Raw genomic sequence first — 17,750 nt, 5'->3', positions numbered from 1 at the left:
TGGAAGCCGCCGGCATCCGCGTCTCGCCCTCCCCCGCACAGCTCGGCAAGACCCTCGTCGAACTGCTCAAGGGCTGAGCCGGGCATTCCCGGGCCGGTGGGGCGGGGTCTCACGATTTGATACGGCGTCCCCTTCCCCTTTAAAGCATCCGACAAGGAGATGGCCCCCCATGCGGGGCCATCATGCGTGATGGGTGACCAAGGAGAGATACCTGATGCTAGACGCCATGAAGACCATCGAAATGCGCGAGGCCGGCGGCCCCGATGTTCTGGAAGTCGGCTCGCGTCCGCTTCCGGCTCCGGCCGCTCACGAAGTGCTGGTCAAGGTCACCGCCGCCGGCGTCAACGGCCCGGACCTGGTGCAGCGGCGCGGCCACTACCCGCCGCCCAAGGGCGCGTCCGACCTCTTGGGCCTCGAAGTCTCGGGCGAAGTCGCCGCTGTCGGCGCGGACGTCTCGGCCTGGTCGGTTGGCGACAGGATCTGCGCTCTGACCAATGGCGGCGGCTACGCCGAATATGTGGCGATCGACGCCGGCCATTGCCTGCCGATACCGGACGGCGTCAGCGAAATCGACGCGGCGGGTCTCTGCGAAACCTTCTTCACCGTCTGGAGCAATTGCTTCCTCGGGCGCGGGCCCGCCAAGGGCCAGATCTTTCTGGTCCACGGCGGCGCTGGCGGCATCGGCTCCACCGCCACGCAATTGGGCGCCGCGCTCGGCATGCGCGTCTTTACGACCTGCGCGAACGACGACGACGCGGGATTCTGCCGCGCCAATGGCGCGGAACGCGCGATCAATTACAGGACAGAGGATTTCGTCGAAATCGTGCGCGCGGCCGGCGGCGCGTCTTTGATCCTGGACATCATCGGCGGGGACTACATCGCCCGCAACATCAAGGCGGCGAAAGCTGACAGTCGAATCGTTCAACTCGCCTTCAACGCGGGATCAAAAGTCGAGATCGACCTGATGCCCGTGATGCTGAAGCGTCTGACCTACACGGGCTCGACGCTGCGCAGCCGTCCCGATGCGTTCAAGGCGACGGTCGCGGCCGATCTCAAGGAAAAAGTCTGGCCGCTGTTCGCCGACGGCACTTTGAAGACCAACACCCATGCGGTGCTGCCCTTCGAACAGGCGGCCGAGGCGCATCAGATGATGGAAGCGGCTCGCCATCGCGGCAAGATCCTGCTCACGCCGTAACGCTTCGCGAACCCGCCCGGAACCAACAACGCCGACGAAACGACAGGGTCGCTTCGTCGGCGTTTTGCTGCCTGGCCGCCGACTGCCCGGCGGCCAGCGGCCAGAACCCTGCCCTACTCCGCCGCCTCGCGCATCGACGCGGCCGACACCTTCGCCGCGCAGAACTTGAACTCAGGGATCTTGCCGTAGGGGTCCAGCATCGGATTGGTGAGCCGGTTCGCCGGGGACTCGTTGAAGCAGAACGGAATGAACACCATCCCGTCGGCGACTTCCCGATCGGCCCGCAGCACGGCCTCGATCGTACCACGCCGCGTCTCGACCGCGATCATCTCGCCGGCCTGGAGGCCATGCCGGGCGATCTCGCGCGGGTTCATCGCGGCGATGCCTTCAGGCTCGATCGCGTCGAGCACCTCGGCGCGGCGGGTCATCGACCCCGTGTGCCAATGCTCCAGCAGCCGCCCGGTGGTCAGCACCATCGGGAACTCCTCGTCGGGGACCTCGTCCGGCGCGCGCAGATCGGCCGGCACGATGCGGCCGCGCCCGTCTGCGGTCGGGAAACGGTCGTCGAAGACCACCCACTGTTCCTCGCCGTCGGGCTTCGACGGATAGGTGACGCTCTCATTCGCCTCCAGCCGGTCCCAGGAGATGTAGTTCAGCGAGGCCATCACCTGCCGCATTTCCTCATACACCGCTGGCACGCCGTCATAGGACCAGTCGAGCCCCGAGCGATTGGCGAGTTCGACGATCAGCTCCCAGTCCTGCCGTGCCTCGCCCGGCATGTCGATCGCCGGCCGGCCGATCTGCACCTGACGGTTGGTGTTGGAGTAGGTGCCGAGTTTCTCCGCATGGGCGGAGGCAGGCAGGACGACGTCGGCATGCCAGGCGGTCTCGGTGAGGAAGATGTCCTGCACCACCAGATGGTCGAGCTTGGCCAGCGCCTCGCGCGCATGGATCTGGTCGGGATCCGACATCGCCGGATTCTCGCCCATGACATACATGCCCTTGATCGAGCCCTCATGGATGGCGTCGATGATCTCGACCACGGTGAGGCCCTTCTTGGGGTCGAGCGTTCGGCCCCAGAAATCCTCCATCTCGCCGCGGATATCGACATTCTCGACCGACCGGTAGTCGGGAAAGAACATCGGGATCAGTCCGGCATCCGACGCACCCTGCACGTTGTTCTGCCCGCGCAGCGGATGCAGCCCGGTGCCGGGACGTCCGACATGGCCGGTGATCAGCGCCAGCGCGATCAGGCAGCGCGAATTGTCGGTGCCATGGGTGTGCTGGGAAATGCCCATGCCCCAGAAGATGATCGAGCGTTCCGACGTCGCATAGATGCGCGCCACGTCGCGGATAACATCCGCCGCGATGCCGCAGACTTCGGCCATCGCTTCCGGCGCGAAATCCTTGACCTTCTCCTTCAGCGCCTCGAAGCCGCTGACATTGGCCTGAATATATTGCTGGTCGTAGAGCTTCTCCTCGATGATGACATGCAGCATCGCGTTGAGCAGCGCGACGTCGGTGCCCGGTTTGAAGCGCAGCCCGTGCGAGGCGTGGCGCATCAGTTCCTGGCCGCGCGGGTCCATCACGATCAGCTTGGTGCCCTGTTTGGCCGCCTGCTTGAAATAGGTCGCGGCCACCGGATGGTTTTGACCCGGTCTTGCGCCGATAACGATGACGCAGTCCGACTTCAAGGCGTCCATGAACGGCGCGGAGACAGCGCCCGATCCGACACCTTCCAGCAAAGCCGCCACCGAGGAAGCGTGGCAAAGTCGCGTACAGTGATCGACATTGTTGGTGCCAAAGCCCTGCCGGATGAGCTTCTGGAAGAGATACGCCTCCTCGTTGGAGCCCTTGGCCGAACCGAAACCGGCGATCGCGCCGCCGCCATCCTCGTCGCGAATCCTGGTGAGGCCGGTTGCGGCCCGCTCCATCGCCTCTTCCCAGGTCGCTTCGCGGAATACGTCGGAGACCTGCATGAAACGCATGTCGATATCGCCGCGCTTCAGCGCGTCGTCGCGGCGGATCAGCGGCTTGGTCAGCCTGTCCTTCGACATGGCGTAGTCGAAGCCGAAGCGGCCCTTGACGCAGAGCCGGTTCTCGTTGGCCGGTCCATCGCGGCCATCGACCAGGACGATCTTGTTGTCCTTGGAATAAACCGTCGTCTGGCAGCCGACCCCGCAGAACGGGCAGACCGAATCCGTCACCTTGTCGAATTCGGTGACGACGCGCTTGCGACCGTCCGTATCCATCAGCGTCTTTTCGTACAGAGCGCCGGTCGGACAGGCCTGCACGCATTCGCCGCAGGTCACGCAGGTCGAAAAACCCATCGGGTCGTGGATGTCGAACACCGGCACCGCGTGGTGGCCGCGGTCCGCCATGCCGAGCACATCGTTGACCTGCACTTCGCGGCAGGCGCGAACACACAGATTGCAAGCGATGCAGGCATCGAGATTGACCGCGATCGCCGGGTTGGAGACGTCGTGGATGCCCGGGGTGTTGTCCGGCATGCCGTGGGTAGTGGACGCCGCCACGCTGTCCGGTCCGGCCGCAGCATTCGGCGACGGATTCAGGCCGTCGAACTTCGATGGCAAGCGCTTCGAACCGGTAATCCCGAAATCCGCCGCCCAATTCCAGAACGACGACTGGCTGTCCGGGCTCTCCTCCGGCGGGCGCATGTCGGCGGCCAGCATCTCGAAGACCATTTCGCGCGATTTTTTCGCGCGCTCGGTCGCGGTCTTCACGACCATGCCGTCGGCCACCTTGCGCTGGCACGACGCCGCCAGCACCCGCTCGCCCTCGACCTCGACCATGCAGGCCCGGCAATTGCCGTCCGAGCGGTATCCCGGCTTGTCGAGATAGCACAGATGCGGAATCCGGTTGCCCTCGCGCTTGGCGACCTGCCAGATGGTCTCGTCCTTGAGGGCGGAAACCGACTGGCCGTCCAGAGTGAAGGTAATCCGATCCGCTTGCGTCTCGAGCCTGTCGGCATGATCGCAGGCGACGTGCCCCCCGTCGGCGGAGGCCGCGCGGCCCGTTGAGTTGTCGGGCGAGATGTTGCTCGTGTCGGCCGGATTCGCCGTGCCGTTGTTCTTGTCGGAACCGCTCATGACAAATCCTCCCGGAAATATTGCAGCAGATGGTTCACCGGATTCGGTGCCGCCTGCCCGAGCCCGCAAATCGAGGCATCACGCATGACTTGTTCGAGATCGCGGATCGTCGCCTCGTCGAGCTTGCCTTCGGTCCTCAAGAGCTTGCCCATCTTCTCTGTGCCACCACGGCACGGGGTGCACTGGCCGCAGCTTTCATGGGTGACGAAATCGACGAGGTTCAGCGCCACGTCCTTGATATTGTCGGCCTCGGAAAACACCACGATCGCGTGGCTGCCGACGAACGAACCCAGTTCCGCGAGCTTGCCGCCGAAATCGAGCGGCACGTCGTCGAGGCTCGCCGGCAGAATCCCGCCCGATGCGCCGCCCGGCAGATAGGCTTTGAACGTATGGCCATCGGCCATGCCGCCGCAGTGATCGTCGATCAGTTCGCGAATCGTAACACCCGCCGGCGCAACCTTCACGCCCGGGCTCTTGACCCGGCCGGAGACCGACCAGGAGCGCATGCCGGGATGATCGGGCTTGCCCTGCGCACGGAACCACTCGGCTCCGTGTTCGAGGATTTTCGGCACCCAGTAGAGCGTCTCGACATTGTTATTGAGCGTCGGACGACCGAACACGCCGACTTCGGCGATATAGGGCGGCCTGTGGCGCGGCAGGCCGCGTTTGCCCTCGATCGACTCGATCATCGCGCTTTCCTCGCCGCAGATATAGGCACCTGCCCCGCGCCGCAGCTCGATGAAGCCCGGCGCGACCAGTCCGGCCGCCTCCAGAGCGGCGATCTCTGTCCGCAGGATCTCCAGCACGGCCGGATATTCGTCGCGCATGTAAAGATAGATGCGCTCCGCCTCCACGACATGCGCGCCGATCAGGGCGCCCTCGAACATCGGATGCGGATTGCGTTCGAGATAATAGCGGTCCTTGAAGGTGCCGGGCTCGCCCTCGTCGCCATTGATCGTCATCAGACGCGGGCCAGGATAGCCGCGCACGAAGCCCCATTTCTTGCCGGCCGGGAAGCCGGCGCCGCCGAGGCCGCGCAAGGACGCATCGTTGAGCTTCTCGATAATGGCGTCCGCGGCGAGCGCGCCGGAACGAACCTTTTCCCAAATTCCGTACCCGCCCTTCGCCCTGTAGGCCGCCAGGCCTTCGTAGTCGGGCTTCAGGACGCCGGTCTCGCCAGCCTCGGCCATCTTGAGCAATCCCGCCGCGCTGGCGTGGCCGACTTCGCGGTCGCCGATCCTTGCCGCCGGCGCGACATCGCAGCCGCCCATGCACGGCGCGCGCAGGACGCGCACCTTGGCCGGATCGACCTCAGCCTCCAGTCCGGCAATCACCTCCTCGGCGCCCATGCACATGCAGGTGACCGAATCGCAGACCCGGATGGTCAGCGGCGCGGGCGTTGGCTCGCCTTCCTTGACCACGTCGAAGTGATCGTAGAAGGAGGCGACCTCGTAGATCTCCACCTGGCTAAGCCGCATTTCCTCGGCCAAGGCCCGGATATGTTTGGCTTGCAGGCAGCCGTAACGATCCTGAATCAGATGCAGATGCTCGATCAGGAGGTCGCGCCGCCGCGGCCGATCCGCGAGCAGATCGCGAATCTCGCGATGCGCCGCTTCGTCCAGCTGGCGTCCCTTTGGCTTGGCGGTGTCGCGCCTGCGTGGTGCTGGCGCGGCCGGTCGATCAAGCATGATGTGGCTCCCCCCATTTCGCTTTCATCGGCGAAACTTCATTTTCACGCACAAGCTCCGCGGAACCCTCCACGACAACCCTGCGGTCTAAGATGAGTTGGCTGGGATGCGATCCGTCCACTGGCAATCAGGTGTCGCCACGTTCGCCATCCCTCCGGGAGCCCTGTCCGGGGTGATTACCCTAACACGCCAGCCATGTGATGCAAGGCATGGTTCCATGCATTGCCGCCCAAACGCGACCTCTCAGGCGCGTGCGTCATCGTCGACCGGATGTTGGCAGCCCGTCGCTCTCGGGCGGACGATCGCGGCTGAAGAGATAGGCAAGCAGCCCCGCTGCAAGCAACAGGGCATAGAAGGCGAAAACGGCGGCATAGGCCGTCCCGGACGACGTCTTGGCTCCCGCCAGGGCGAAAACACCGCCCGACAGAAACTGGGTTGTTCCCGCCCCGCCGATCGAGAAGAAGTTCATCAGTGTGATTCCGCGCCCGAGGAGCTCGGGTGGCATGAAGCTGCGCGCGTGCGCGAGGATCAGCGTGTAGCTCGCGCCGAACAGCGTGATCGCGGTTAAGAGAGTCACCGCGGTCCCGGCGGCTCCGGAGCCGAGGAGGACAAGCCCTGCCAGCACGAGAATATTGAGCGACGAGCCCACGACGGGAATCCATTTCCGGGTCCGGAAGACGACGTCGAGCGGTCCATAGGCAATCGTGCCGACGATCAACGCGATGGCCATTGCCAATGTCGCGTTGCCGACCCCGGCCAGATCGAAACCGTGGATGTCGGTAAGATAGGGGCCGGCCCAAAGTCCCCGCAGGTTCGCGGCCGGCGCGTAGGCCACGAAGGCCATCGCCATCAACGGCCACAGTTCGCGCATCCGCAACAGGTCGAGCAGCGAACCACCGTGCTGATCCGCCGGTTCCGTGGCGGGCCGATCACGCACCAGGCTGACGATGACCGCCGCCAAAACGGTCGTCACGGCCGCTAGCCCGGCCATTACCTGCCGCCAGCCGACCGCATCGACGGCGAGCGCCAGCGGAGCCGAGCCGAGCACGCCGCCGCCAAGGCCGAAGGCGAGGAACAAGGAAGCGAACATTGCGAAGCGACGCGGTGGAAACGTTCGCGCGAAAATGAAGAACGCCGCCATCAGGATCGGCGCGCAGCCGGCTCCGATCAGCGTCATCGCGACGATGATCGCGGTCGCGCCCTTGGCCAGCGCGAACAGAAGTGATCCGCCTGCCGCCGCGAGAAGAAACAGCGCCACCGTGCGGCGCGGACCATAACGATCGAGAGCAAATCCGACCGGAAACTGCATCAGCGCGAACGCGATGAACCAGAGCCCGGCGGCGCTCGAGAGCGCCGCCTCGCCAATCCCCAGATCCCGCGTCAGTTGCGGCGCGAGCACTGCGAGAAAGGACCGGAAGAACTGCGAGAGGATATAGGTGACGGCGAGAATGACGACGCCGGTCATCGGCGGTTCCTCCGGCAATGGAATGACGACCGGCCCTCCCGATCAGATCAGCAGATCGGCGAGGATCTGGTTGTCGGTGATATCCTGGTAGCTGACGCCGCCCTCCTCGAACCGCTTCAGGAGACCGGCGAAATTCGCCGAATCCTTGGTCTCGATGCCGATCAGGATCGAGGCGAAATCGCGGGCCGATTTTTTCAGATATTCGAAACGCGCGATATCGTCGTCGGGTCCGAGATAGTCGAGAAAATCCTTCAGGGCGCCCGGCCGCTGCGCCAGCCGCAGGATGAAGTATTTCTTCAGGCCCTCGAAGCGCAGCGCCCGCTCCTTGACGTCCGGCAAGCGCTCGAAATCGAAGTTGCCGCCGGAGACCACCAGCACCACGGTCTTGCCGCGCACGCTCTCGCCAAGGCTTCGAAGCGCGTCGATCGCCAGGGCGCCGGCCGGTTCCAGCACGATGCCCTCGACATTCAGCATCTCCAGCATGGTCTGGCAGAGCCGCCCCTCGGGCGACAGGATCACCCGGTCGGCCCCGAAGCCACGCAGCGTCTCGAAGGGCAACCGGCCGATTTCGGCGACTGCCGCCCCGTCGACGAAACCGTCCAGTTGCGGCAGGCGGACCAGTTTGCCTTCGGCGAGGCTGGTCCGCAGGCTCGGCGCGCCGAGCGGCTCGACAAAGTGGAATTCGGGCGCCCCCTCGCCCTCGAAATAGCGGGTCAGGCCCGACGCGAGCCCGCCTCCCCCCACCGGCAGGATCAGCATGTCCGGCGTCTCGCCGGCGAGCTGACGCTCGAGCTCAAGCCCGACGCTGGCCTGGCCCTCGACGATATCCTCATGATCGAACGGCGGCACCATCGGCGCGCCGGTCTCGGCGGAATAGGCCTTGGCTGCGGCGTAGCAGTCGTCGAAGAAGTCGCCGACGAGTTCGATCTCGACGGCATCGCCGCCGAAGATGCGGGTCTTGTCAATCTTTTGCTGCGGCGTCGTCACCGGCATGAAGATGCGGCCCTTGAGCCCGAAATGCCGGCAGGCGAACGCGAACCCTTGCGCGTGATTGCCGGCCGAGGCGCAGCAGAACTTGCCGGTTGCCGAGCCAGCCGCGATGCGCTTGCGCATGAAGTTGAAGGCGCCGCGGATCTTGTAGGAGCGGACCGGCGTCAGATCCTCGCGCTTGAGGAAGATGCGGCCGCCATAGCGGGCAGACAGATGCTCGTTGAGCTGCAGCGGCGTTTCGGGAAACAGCGCGCGGAGCGCGTCCTCCGCGCTGGCGACGCGGGAGCGGAAATCGGAAGTGGACATGAGACGGTTCTTGGATTTTGGGGCGCGCGGCGCGGCGTTCCCGGGAGATGTGCGGATCGACGGGGCGTACCCGCGATCAGGAGGCGATGGCGCTGTCGGGCCGACCACCGCGAGCCGGACGGGCCCGTTCCACACCACACCGCGAGGCGGCACGGGGATCGGACGCGCCGGCGCCGATAATCAGGGACGCGGCTCCGCCGATCGAGATATCCAATGCCATCGCAGCCCCTTCCCGCTCGTCCGTTGCTGTTGCGGCCAGCCATCGGCCATCGCGGCGGCTTTGTAAAGTCGTGGTCGCCCGTGCGTCCAAAACTCTGCTTCATCCGACCGAATCTGGTCGCTGGCTTGCGCCGTCGTCCGTGAAGAATGCCGATCCTGTACGAATGAGGGCTCGTAGCGGGTCAGACATTCACGCCGACGGGCGCGCCGGTCGCCAGCAGCCAGGCGAACAGCAGCAACCCGGCGGCGGCGAACACGATGCCGAAAATGAGCTGCCGCGCGGCGTAGCGTCGTTCCGGTTCCAACGCCGCCCCGAACGCATGGCGTTGCATCGCCCGAAAATAATCGCCGAACTGAAAGCTCGGCCGGTGTCCGGCGATTTTCCAGATCCGCCGCATCGCCAGGAAATAGCGCAGCAAAAACAGCGCGCCGACGGCGAGCGTGGCTGTCGCAACGGTATCGAGCGGCGGGATCTCGGACATCTCAGGCACCGTCCCGGAAGCGGTTGGTGATCGGATAGCGTCGGTCACGGCCGAAATTCTTGCGTGTCACCTTCACGCCCGGCGCCGATTGCCGGCGCTTGTATTCGGCGATGTAGAGAAGCCGCTCGATGTGGCGCACGGTGTTCCGGTCGAATCCGCGCTCGACCAGCGCGTCGACGCCGCCATCATGCTCCACGAGATGCTGAAGGATCGCATCGAGAACCTCGTAGGGCGGTAGCGAATCCTCGTCCTTCTGATCCTCGCGCAGCTCGGCCGAGGGCGGTTTATCGATGATCCGCTCGGGAATCACGACGCCGTCCGGCCCGAGACTTCCTTTGGGCCGGTGCGCGTTGCGCCAGCGCGCCAGTCGAAATACCTCGGTCTTGTAGAGATCCTTGATCGGGTTGAAACCGCCATTCATGTCGCCGTAGAGCGTCGCGTAGCCGACGCTCATCTCGCTCTTGTTACCGGTGGTGACGACCATCGAGCCGAACTTGTTGGAGATCGCCATCAGGATGGTTCCGCGTGTGCGGCTTTGCAGGTTTTCCTCGGTGATATCGGCCGGCCGGCCGGCGAACATCTCGGCCAATGCGCTGGTGAAGCCTTCGACGGGATCGGCGATCGGCACGATGTCGTAGCGAACGCCAAGCGCCTCGGCGCAGACCGCCGCATCCTCCAGGCTGGTCGCGGCGGTGTAGCGGTAGGGCAGCATCACGCAGTGGACTCGCTCCGCGCCCAGCGCGTCGACGGCGAGCGCAGCGACGATCGCCGAATCGATGCCGCCGGACAGGCCGAGCACAACGGATTTGAAGCCGTTCTTGTCGACATAGTCGCGCAAACCCAACACGCAGGCCCGCCACACCGCCTCATCCGCGTCGGGCATCACCGCCGTCTCGCCGTCGCGGCAGGTCCAGCCCGTTTCCCCTCGTCGCCATTCGGTGACGAAAACGCCGGATTCCAGTCGCGGCAATTGGAAAGCGAGACCGCGGTCACCGTTGAACGCGAAGGAACCGCCGTCAAAGACCAGATCGTCCTGCCCGCCGACCTGGTTGGCATAGACCAGCGCAAGGTCGGTCTCGATCACCTGGCGCAGCGCCACCTGGTGCCGGACGTCCATCTTGCCGCGATAAAACGGCGAACCATTCGGAACGAGCAGGATCTCGGCACCCGATTCGGCCAGAGTCTCGCAGACGCCGAGATCGCCCCAGATGTCCTCGCACACCGGGATGCCAAGTCTGAGGCCACGGAAATTTACCGGGCCGGGCATCTCGCCGGCCTGAAACACCCGCTTTTCGTCGAATTCCCCGTAGTTCGGCAAATCCACCTTGGAGCGCCATGTGACGACGCGGCCCTGATCGAGGACGGCCACGGCGTTGAACAGCCCCTCCCCGGTGCGCAGCGGACAACCGATGACAACGCCGGGGCCGCCATCCGCCGTGTCTCTGGCCAGAGCCTCGACCGCCTCCATGCACGCCTCGATGAAGGCCGGCTTCAGGACGAGATCCTCGGGCGGATAACCGGCGATGAAGAGCTCGGTGAAGAGGATCAGGTCGGCGTCCTTCTCCGCCGCCTCGGCCCTGGCATCGCGGGCCATCGCGAGATTGCCCGACACATCGCCGACGGTCGGGTTCAACTGGGCGATAGCCAGCGTCAAATGGTCGTCGATAGCTTTCACGTCTTTGCCCGCTCCCCTGCGACAAATCATCATGCAGACGGACGAATGGCATTTCCGCAACCGTCGACTGGCCTCATAACAAGCCGCGCTCGCGGGCGCGAGCCCATCGGCACGAGGCGACATGAAGAGGATACGGCGCGCTGGCGATGCCGGTCGCCGCGAATTTCCACTTTTTTGCGCCTCAAAACTCTGCGACAAGCGCGCCACGTCGAACTGCGACGGGATGGTCGATCGCGCCTGGGCCGTCGTACTCCTCACGCGCGGAGCCGCTGTGTATGAAATCCTGAGCCTCATCGGACAGTTCGGACCGATCATCGTCCTGGCCGGAACCTTCTTCGAGGGCGAGGTCTTCGCGATTATCGGCGGCTTTCTGGCCTATCGTGGGTCGTATCCGTTCGAGATGATGATCGCGCTGGCCTTCGCCGGCTCCTTCGTCGGCGATCTCTCGGTCTTTCTCTTCGCCCGTTTTTCATCGAATCACCGCTGGGTGGCGCGGTGGCGGCGCCGGCGGAAGTTCGCCAAGGCGCTCGAACTGGTCGAACGTTATCAGGCCTATTTCGTTATCGTGAACCGCTACATTTACGGCCTGCGAATGCCGGGTCTCATCGCCCTCGGCCTGTCGCGGATCTCGATCACGCGGTTCGTCGTCCTCAACCTGTTCGGTGCGGCGCTGTGGGCCGGCATCTTCACGACGGCCGGCTACGTCTTCGGCTATTCGATCGGCTCGGTCTTCGCCCATCTTCAGGTGATGGAGCGCGGTGTCGGAATCGTGCTGATCGTCATCGCGGTGGCACTCGCCGGATGGTTCGCATGGCGACAGTGGGGCCCGGTTTTCATGCGGCGCGCGCGGAACCGGCGCGGTGAGTGATTGGCGCCCGGTTCGAGGTGTCGCCCGATCGATCCGACCCGCGCTGAGCGGAGCCGATCATCGCGATTTGCCTCGACGCTTTCCGTACGCTCAAATCCCGATCGCAGCCTCTCCCCGATCGAGAATCAGAGGAATGATCAGGTCCTCTTCGTCGGCAAGATGCCGGACGAGACGGCTCAATAAGCGCTCGCTGGCATGGGCATGGGCATCCGTGGCCCTGCGTGCTTGGTCGCCGGGCTTTTCGTCAGAGACGATTTCAACCGCCAGGAAACGATTGGCCGTCTCGGCCGTGGCCAGGAGATCCTGGTGGATCACATCGTAATCGGCCTCGAGCAGTTCGAATCCGTGAGCGAGCTTGCGTTCCGCCCGCTGGAACGCCGGAAAATAATGCTGATCCTCGATTCCGTGGTGGTCTTCCATCTGGGTAAGGAAGAATTCTAGCGGCGGCGCGAACCATTGCCGAAAGGGTTCCATCGCGACCGTACCCTCGCGCTGCTGGTACAACGCCCCTTTAAGCGCGCCACCAGGCTCGCGAAACATGTCGTGCCGCCGCAGCCGAAAGCGCGCCGTCGCGCCGAGATTTTGATGCGCGGTTCAGATCTCGCGCGGATAGCGATCCAGCAAGTCGCGCAAGTCCGCCGGTAGACCGGCGCGGGTATCGAGATCGAAGACACTCTGGTCCGTCCGATAGGCGATTGCCCACTTCCTTTCGCTTTGCCGCAGGCCCGTCAGGCGAAGGCGAAGGCCTCCATGGAGAGCACGCCAAAGTCGCGGCTGTCGTGCAATTTCCTCGCCGTCGCATCCGCTCCGGCCGCGCCGATCGCCACGTATAGCGGCATCAGATGTTCGTCGGTCGGATGATTCTCGACCGCAAAAGGCGCCCTCGCGCGATAATCGGTGAGCGCGTCCCGGTCGCCGGCCAGGAGGTGCTCGCTCATCCAGTCGGCGAAATCGGCGACCCAGGCCGGCGTTTCCGTCTGCCGCTCGCCTTGCTGCATACGGGCGAACGCCTCGCGCAGATTGTGGGTGAACGAGCCCGACCCGATGATGAGGATGTCCTCATCGCAAAGCGGCTCCAGCGCTTCGCCCAGCGCGAGGTGATGCGCCGGCCCCCGCGTCGGATCGACCGAGATCTGCACGACGGGAATATCCGCATCCGGATAGGCAAGGATCAGTGGCACCCAGGTGCCGTGATCGAAGCCGCGTTCGGTCGCAATCTCCGCCGCGAAGCCGCGTTCGCACAAGGCCTGGACGACGCGGTCAGCAACCGCCGGGTCGCCCGGTGCCGGATAGCGCATCCGGTAGAGGCGCCGATCGAACCCGCCGAAATCGTAAATCGTCTCCGGCCGTTCATCACCGGAAACGAGGACACTGTCTTCCGCTTCAAAATGCGCGCTGGCGACGAGGATCGCCTTGGGCCGCGGCAGGTCCGCGGCCAGGCCGCGCAAAAACCGCGTCGCCTCGGTCTCGGCAATCGCGATATCGGGCGATCCATGGGAAATGAAGAGGCTGGGAAGAGGCGCCATCACGTAAACTCCGTTGATCGCCTCGAAGCTAATGCCAGTTGGGCGGCAACGTCAGCCACCGCAAAGCCGACACAGCGTTTACCATTCGCCGTCGCCTTCACCTACTCTGGGAGCCGACCACCGTTCGGCCATCGCGTTCGGGAAACTGTTCGAGCCCGTCGCCGATGCCGTAGAAATCGGCCTTGCTGGCGGTGAAGATATGATGCGACGCGACAAGCCCGCTCGGCTGGTCGAATGCCCCGGCCAGGATCGATGTCTGGTCGAGACGATCGTGTTTCCAGAACAGCAGCGTGCCGCAGATCGAACAAAAGCCGCGCCGCGCGTCGGATGACGACCGGTACCAGGCAAGCGTCTCGCCGGTGACCGACAGATGGTCGTCGGCAACGCTTGTCGCGGCATAATGCAGACCCGATTGCCGGCGGCATTGCTCGCAATGGCAGAAGATGACCGGTCTGACCGCGCCCCGCGTCTCGAACCGGAGGCCGCCGCACAGGCAGCGTCCGGTTCGAAGGATCTCATCCGTCTGCATTGGCCGTCACCTAAGCTAAGGTCTCCGGCCGCGCGTCAGAAATTCGCCGCCTGCTTCGGCGCGTTCGCGGCGTGGTCCTTCTTGAGGAGCTCGGCGACCAGGAAGGCGAGCTCCAGCGCCTGATTGGCATTGAGCCGCGGATCGCAATGAGTGTGGTAGCGGTCCGACAGATCCTCGGCCAGGACCGGCCGCGCGCCGCCGGTGCACTCGGTCACGTCCTTGCCGGTCATTTCGATATGGATGCCGCCGGCATGGGTTCCCTCGGCCCGGTGAACGTCGAAGAAGCCCTGCACCTCGGCGAGAATCCGGTCGAACGGCCGCGTCTTGTAATGGTTGAGCGTGATGGTGTTGCCATGCATCGGATCGCACGACCAGACCACCTTGCGTCCCTCTTTCTCGACCGCGCGGATCAGCTTCGGCAGATGCGCCTCGACCTTTTCGTGGCCGAAGCGCGTGATCAGCGTCAGCCGACCCGCCTTGTTCTCCGGATTCAGCTTGTCGATTAGCCGCAACAACCCATCGGCTTCCATCGAGGGGCCGCATTTCAGGCCGATCGGGTTCTTGATGCCCCGGCAGAATTCGACATGCGCATGATCTTCCTGGCGCGTGCGGTCGCCGATCCAGATCATGTGGCCGGAGGTTGCGTACCAGTCGCCGGAGGTCGAATCGACGCGGGTCAAGGCCTCTTCATAGCCAAGCAACAGGGCTTCGTGGCTGGTGAAGAAATCGGTCTCGCGCAGCGAAGGATGGTTTTCCGCGTCGATGCCGATCGCGCGCATGAAGTTCATCGTCTCGGAAATGCGATCCGCGAGCTGGCGATAGCGCTCGGCCTCGGGGCTGCCGGCGACGAAGCCGAGCATCCACTGATGGACGTTGTCGAGATTGGCATAGCCGCCCTGAGCGAAGGCTCTGAGCAGGTTCATCGTCGCGGCCGACTGACGGTAGGCCATCACCTGCCGCTCCGGATTGGGGATGCGGGAGCCCTCGTCGAACTCGATGCCGTTGATGATGTCGCCGCGATAGGACGGAAGCGTCTTGCCGCCCTTGGTCTCGCTGCCGGAGGAGCGCGGCTTGGCGAACTGGCCGCCGATGCGTCCGATCTTCACCACCGGCTGCGATGCGGCGAAGGTCAGCACCACCGCCATCTGCAGGAAGGCGCGGAAGAAGTCGCGGATGTTGTCGGCGCCGTGTTCGGCGAAGCTCTCGGCACAGTCGCCGCCCTGCAGCAGGAAGGCCCGGCCTTCGGCAACCTCGCCGAGTGCGCGCGTCAGCTTGCGGGCCTCACCTGCAAAAACCAGCGGCGGAAAGCTCGCCAGACGCTTTTCGGTTTCGGCCAGCGCCATCGGGTCCGGATAGTCCGGCACCTGCTCGATGGGCATTGAGCGCCAGCTCGATGGTGTCCAGTCCTTCGCCATAACCATGTCTCCTGACCGGGCACTTCCCGGTCGTCTTTTGTCTTATCGTGATCCGAAATCCCGGCTGACAGGCTCGCTCGCCCCGACACGCCGGCGGCGTTTAAACATTTCTACGCCGCTTTGTCATCCTTTGCACGGCGCCTGTCTCGCCGTGGATTCAATCCGGATCGACGAACCGGGCGCCGCGATCGACAACGAGGCGGTCAAAAAGATCCGCCTCATCCCGGTCCAGGCTGACCGCTCGCGGATAACGCGGCGCTGCCCGGTCACGCAGAACAGCTGTCTCGAAGCCATGCGTTTCATCGACGAAGCGCCGCAGTCCGGCCGCACCGTAGAGCGTATGAAATCCCTGCATGACCGCGTCGAGATAGCTCTGCAGGATAGCCGCCTGCATATCGCTGGCATCCGCGGCGCCGCGATGCGCCTCATAGATGTAGAGCGGCACGCCGGTGACCGGCGGCTCCTCGATTTGCAATCGTGCGAGATCGACGATGCGCCGGCTATAACCCGCCTCGCGCTCATCGACCGACGGCAGGTGGTCGGCGAGATCGTAGACCACCACGCCTTCGACCGCATCGGTGTCGGAGGGATGAACCGATAGCAGCGCCATCGCGGCACTCGCCTCGCGCGGCAGCCAGAACCGCTGCCAGCCCTCGACACGGGCACGGCGAATGCCGAGAAACTTGGTGCGCAGCGTGCGCCGGTTGACCAACGACCCGTAGCCGAAATAGGCGACGATTCGCCCCTCGGCCGCCAGCCGCGTAAGGTCCGGGTGATCTTCGTGGATGTCCATTGAAACGGCTCTACCGGGTCATGGCGGCGATCAGGCGGCGACCTTCTTGCCCTTGCGCACCCGGTAGGTCGGCTCGTACATCGTCACCAGTTCCTCGGCCGCCGTCGGATGCACGGCCATGGTCGCGTCGAACTGGGCCTTTTTCACGCAGGCCTTGATCGCGATGCCGATCAACTGGGCCATCTCGCCAGCTTCCGGACCCAGAATATGGGCACCGACCACCGTGTCGTCGGCCGCGTCCACCACCAGCTTGATGAGCATGCGGTCCGGGCGGCCAGCCAGAATATTCCGCATCGGCCGGAAGATCGTCCTGTAGACGTCGAAATTCTCGAGAGTTCTTTCCGCCTCGTCTTCCGACATGCCGACTGTCGCGATCTGCGGATGCGAAAAGACGGCGGTGGGGATGTTCACGTAATCCGGCTGGGTCGGATTGTCCTTGAACACGGTTTCGATGAAGCACATTGCCTCGTGGATCGCCACCGGCGTCAGCGGCACCCGGTCGATCACGTCGCCAAGGGCGTAGACGTTGTCCGCGCTGGTCTTCAAGTGGTCGTCGACGAGGACGCAGCCTTTTCTATCCGTTTGCACGCCTGCCCTGTCGAGGCCAAGCTTCTCCGTGCTCGGCAAGCGCCCGAGAGCCAACATGATCTGGTCGCCCTCCCAGAAGGAGCCATTCGACAAGGCGGCGCGAAGGCTGCCGTCCTCCTTGCGTTCCACCTTTTCGAAGATCGTCTTCGTGATGATCTTGATGCCCTTGTTCTCGATCTCCGCGTGCAGCAGGCGGCGCACGTCCATGTCGAAGTGCTGCAGGATCTCCATGCCGCGATAAAGCACCGTGACCTCGACGCCGAGGGCGTTGAAAATGCATGCGAACTCGATGGCAATGTAGCCGCCGCCGGCAATGATGATCTTCTCCGGCAGTTCGGCGAGATCGAAGGCCGCGTCCGAGGTGATGCAGAGTTCGTGCCCCTCCAGCGCCCTATGCGGGTTGGGATAGCCGCCGACGGCGATCAACACCTTGTCGGCGGTGACCGTGCGATCGGCATTGACCAGGCGGATCGTGTGGGCATCGTCGAAAACCGCGATGTCGCGGAGAACTTCGACGCCGGCCTTTTCCAGGTTGGCCCCGTAGATGCCGTTGAGGCGGCGAACCTCGGCATCGCGGTTCCGCTTCAGAACGTTCCAGTCGAAAGACGTGTCGCCAAGCGTCCAGCCATAGCCGGCCGCGTCCTCGAAATGTTCGGCGTATTCGCCGGCATAGACCATCAGCTTCTTCGGCACGCAGCCACGATTGACGCAGGTTCCGCCGAGGTCGTCATATTCGGCGACGGCCACGCGATGGCCCATCTGCGCGGCAAGGCGCGCCGCGCGAACGCCGCCGGAGCCGCCACCGATGACGAAGAGGTCGTAGTCATAGGATGTCTGGGTCACGCGTCGATTCCGTCTGTTGCAACCTGGCCGGATCGAGCCTCACCAGCCTGCCCTGGAA

General features: G+C 64.4%; 14 protein-coding genes. 2 read left to right on the top strand and 12 right to left on the bottom strand.

All coding sequences use genetic code 11. The features are described from left to right. The first annotated feature begins 214 nt into the window (after positions 1 to 214). The gene (locus MJ956_RS08845; RefSeq protein ID WP_253964113.1) at positions 215 to 1,195 is read left to right on the top strand and encodes an NAD(P)H-quinone oxidoreductase; all 981 of its coding nucleotides are present in this window, start codon (positions 215 to 217) and stop codon (positions 1,193 to 1,195) included. Between the two features lie 113 nt (positions 1,196 to 1,308). On the opposite strand, the gene fdhF is transcribed toward MJ956_RS08845, so the two are convergent. The 6 genes from fdhF to MJ956_RS08815 form a co-directional block, all read right to left on the bottom strand. Next, complete coding sequence (gene fdhF, locus MJ956_RS08840; protein WP_253964112.1) at positions 1,309 to 4,305, bottom strand: formate dehydrogenase subunit alpha; 2,997 nt, start codon at positions 4,303 to 4,305, stop codon at positions 1,309 to 1,311. Beyond that, positions 4,302 to 5,993, bottom strand: coding sequence for an NAD(P)H-dependent oxidoreductase subunit E (locus MJ956_RS08835; RefSeq protein WP_253964111.1), 1,692 nt, complete (start codon positions 5,991 to 5,993; stop codon positions 4,302 to 4,304). Before MJ956_RS08835 ends, fdhF begins: the two co-directional genes overlap by 4 nt. Positions 5,994 to 6,249: 256 nt before the next feature. After that, positions 6,250 to 7,458 carry an MFS transporter gene (locus MJ956_RS08830; RefSeq protein WP_253964110.1) on the bottom strand — a complete coding sequence of 403 codons (1,209 nt, stop codon included), beginning with the start codon at positions 7,456 to 7,458 and terminating at the stop codon, positions 6,250 to 6,252. Between the two features lie 42 nt (positions 7,459 to 7,500). After that, on the bottom strand, positions 7,501 to 8,754 hold the full coding sequence (ilvA, locus tag MJ956_RS08825; RefSeq protein WP_253964109.1) for a threonine ammonia-lyase IlvA: 1,254 nt from the start codon (positions 8,752 to 8,754) through the stop codon (positions 7,501 to 7,503). Between the two features lie 401 nt (positions 8,755 to 9,155). Then, complete coding sequence (locus MJ956_RS08820) at positions 9,156 to 9,455, bottom strand: hypothetical protein (protein WP_253964108.1); 300 nt, start codon at positions 9,453 to 9,455, stop codon at positions 9,156 to 9,158. Between the two features lies 1 nt (position 9,456). After that, complete coding sequence (locus tag MJ956_RS08815) at positions 9,457 to 11,130, bottom strand: NAD+ synthase (protein ID WP_253964107.1); 1,674 nt, start codon at positions 11,128 to 11,130, stop codon at positions 9,457 to 9,459. Between the two features lie 121 nt (positions 11,131 to 11,251). Between MJ956_RS08815 and MJ956_RS08810 the strand changes: the two genes are divergently transcribed. Beyond that, positions 11,252 to 11,998, top strand: a complete 747-nt coding sequence (locus MJ956_RS08810) for a DedA family protein (RefSeq protein WP_253964106.1) — start codon at positions 11,252 to 11,254, stop codon at positions 11,996 to 11,998. Between the two features lie 90 nt (positions 11,999 to 12,088). Here the strand turns inward: MJ956_RS08810 and MJ956_RS08805 are convergent, their stop codons facing one another. The 6 genes from MJ956_RS08805 to gor all read right to left on the bottom strand — a co-directional run bounded on the left by MJ956_RS08805 (position 12,089) and on the right by gor (position 17,692). After that, on the bottom strand, positions 12,089 to 12,538 hold the full coding sequence (locus MJ956_RS08805) for a hemerythrin domain-containing protein (protein ID WP_253964105.1): 450 nt from the start codon (positions 12,536 to 12,538) through the stop codon (positions 12,089 to 12,091). A gap of 188 nt (positions 12,539 to 12,726) precedes the next feature. Next, a complete protein-coding gene (locus MJ956_RS08800; RefSeq protein WP_253964104.1) occupies positions 12,727 to 13,524 on the bottom strand; it encodes a DODA-type extradiol aromatic ring-opening family dioxygenase in 798 nt (265 codons plus the stop codon). Positions 13,525 to 13,621: 97 nt separating this feature from the next. Next, a complete protein-coding gene (locus MJ956_RS08795) occupies positions 13,622 to 14,053 on the bottom strand; it encodes a GFA family protein (protein ID WP_253964103.1) in 432 nt (143 codons plus the stop codon). Between the two features lie 35 nt (positions 14,054 to 14,088). Continuing rightward, entirely contained in the window at positions 14,089 to 15,474 is a 1,386-nt protein-coding gene (locus MJ956_RS08790) for a class II 3-deoxy-7-phosphoheptulonate synthase (protein ID WP_253964102.1), read from the bottom strand. A 151-nt stretch (positions 15,475 to 15,625) separates the two neighbouring features. Next, entirely contained in the window at positions 15,626 to 16,261 is a 636-nt protein-coding gene (locus MJ956_RS08785; protein ID WP_253964101.1) for a gamma-glutamylcyclotransferase family protein, read from the bottom strand. Between the two features lie 30 nt (positions 16,262 to 16,291). Beyond that, complete coding sequence (gene gor / locus MJ956_RS08780) at positions 16,292 to 17,692, bottom strand: glutathione-disulfide reductase (protein ID WP_253964100.1); 1,401 nt, start codon at positions 17,690 to 17,692, stop codon at positions 16,292 to 16,294. Positions 17,693 to 17,750 lie beyond the last annotated feature (58 nt).

Source organism: Aurantimonas marianensis, from assembly GCF_024195285.1.
Lineage (GTDB): Bacteria > Pseudomonadota > Alphaproteobacteria > Rhizobiales > Rhizobiaceae > Aurantimonas > Aurantimonas marianensis.
Note: the sequence above shows the minus strand (reverse complement) of the source record. Positions and strands in the feature narration are given on the sequence as shown.

Excerpts from the sequence above, each read along its gene's own strand:
- MJ956_RS08845 (WP_253964113.1), top strand. The coding sequence starts at position 215 with ATGCTAGACGCCATGAAGACCATCGAAATGCGCGAGGCCGGCGGCCCC.
- fdhF (WP_253964112.1), bottom strand. The coding sequence starts at position 4,305 with ATGAGCGGTTCCGACAAGAACAACGGCACGGCGAATCCGGCCGACACG.
- MJ956_RS08835 (WP_253964111.1), bottom strand. The coding sequence starts at position 5,993 with ATGCTTGATCGACCGGCCGCGCCAGCACCACGCAGGCGCGACACCGCC.
- MJ956_RS08830 (WP_253964110.1), bottom strand. The coding sequence starts at position 7,458 with ATGACCGGCGTCGTCATTCTCGCCGTCACCTATATCCTCTCGCAGTTC.
- ilvA (WP_253964109.1), bottom strand. The coding sequence starts at position 8,754 with ATGTCCACTTCCGATTTCCGCTCCCGCGTCGCCAGCGCGGAGGACGCG.
- MJ956_RS08820 (WP_253964108.1), bottom strand. The coding sequence starts at position 9,455 with ATGTCCGAGATCCCGCCGCTCGATACCGTTGCGACAGCCACGCTCGCC.
- MJ956_RS08810 (WP_253964106.1), top strand. The coding sequence starts at position 11,252 with ATGAAGAGGATACGGCGCGCTGGCGATGCCGGTCGCCGCGAATTTCCA.
- MJ956_RS08805 (WP_253964105.1), bottom strand. The coding sequence starts at position 12,538 with ATGTTTCGCGAGCCTGGTGGCGCGCTTAAAGGGGCGTTGTACCAGCAG.
- MJ956_RS08800 (WP_253964104.1), bottom strand. The coding sequence starts at position 13,524 with ATGGCGCCTCTTCCCAGCCTCTTCATTTCCCATGGATCGCCCGATATC.
- MJ956_RS08795 (WP_253964103.1), bottom strand. The coding sequence starts at position 14,053 with ATGCAGACGGATGAGATCCTTCGAACCGGACGCTGCCTGTGCGGCGGC.
- MJ956_RS08790 (WP_253964102.1), bottom strand. The coding sequence starts at position 15,474 with ATGGTTATGGCGAAGGACTGGACACCATCGAGCTGGCGCTCAATGCCC.
- MJ956_RS08785 (WP_253964101.1), bottom strand. The coding sequence starts at position 16,261 with ATGGACATCCACGAAGATCACCCGGACCTTACGCGGCTGGCGGCCGAG.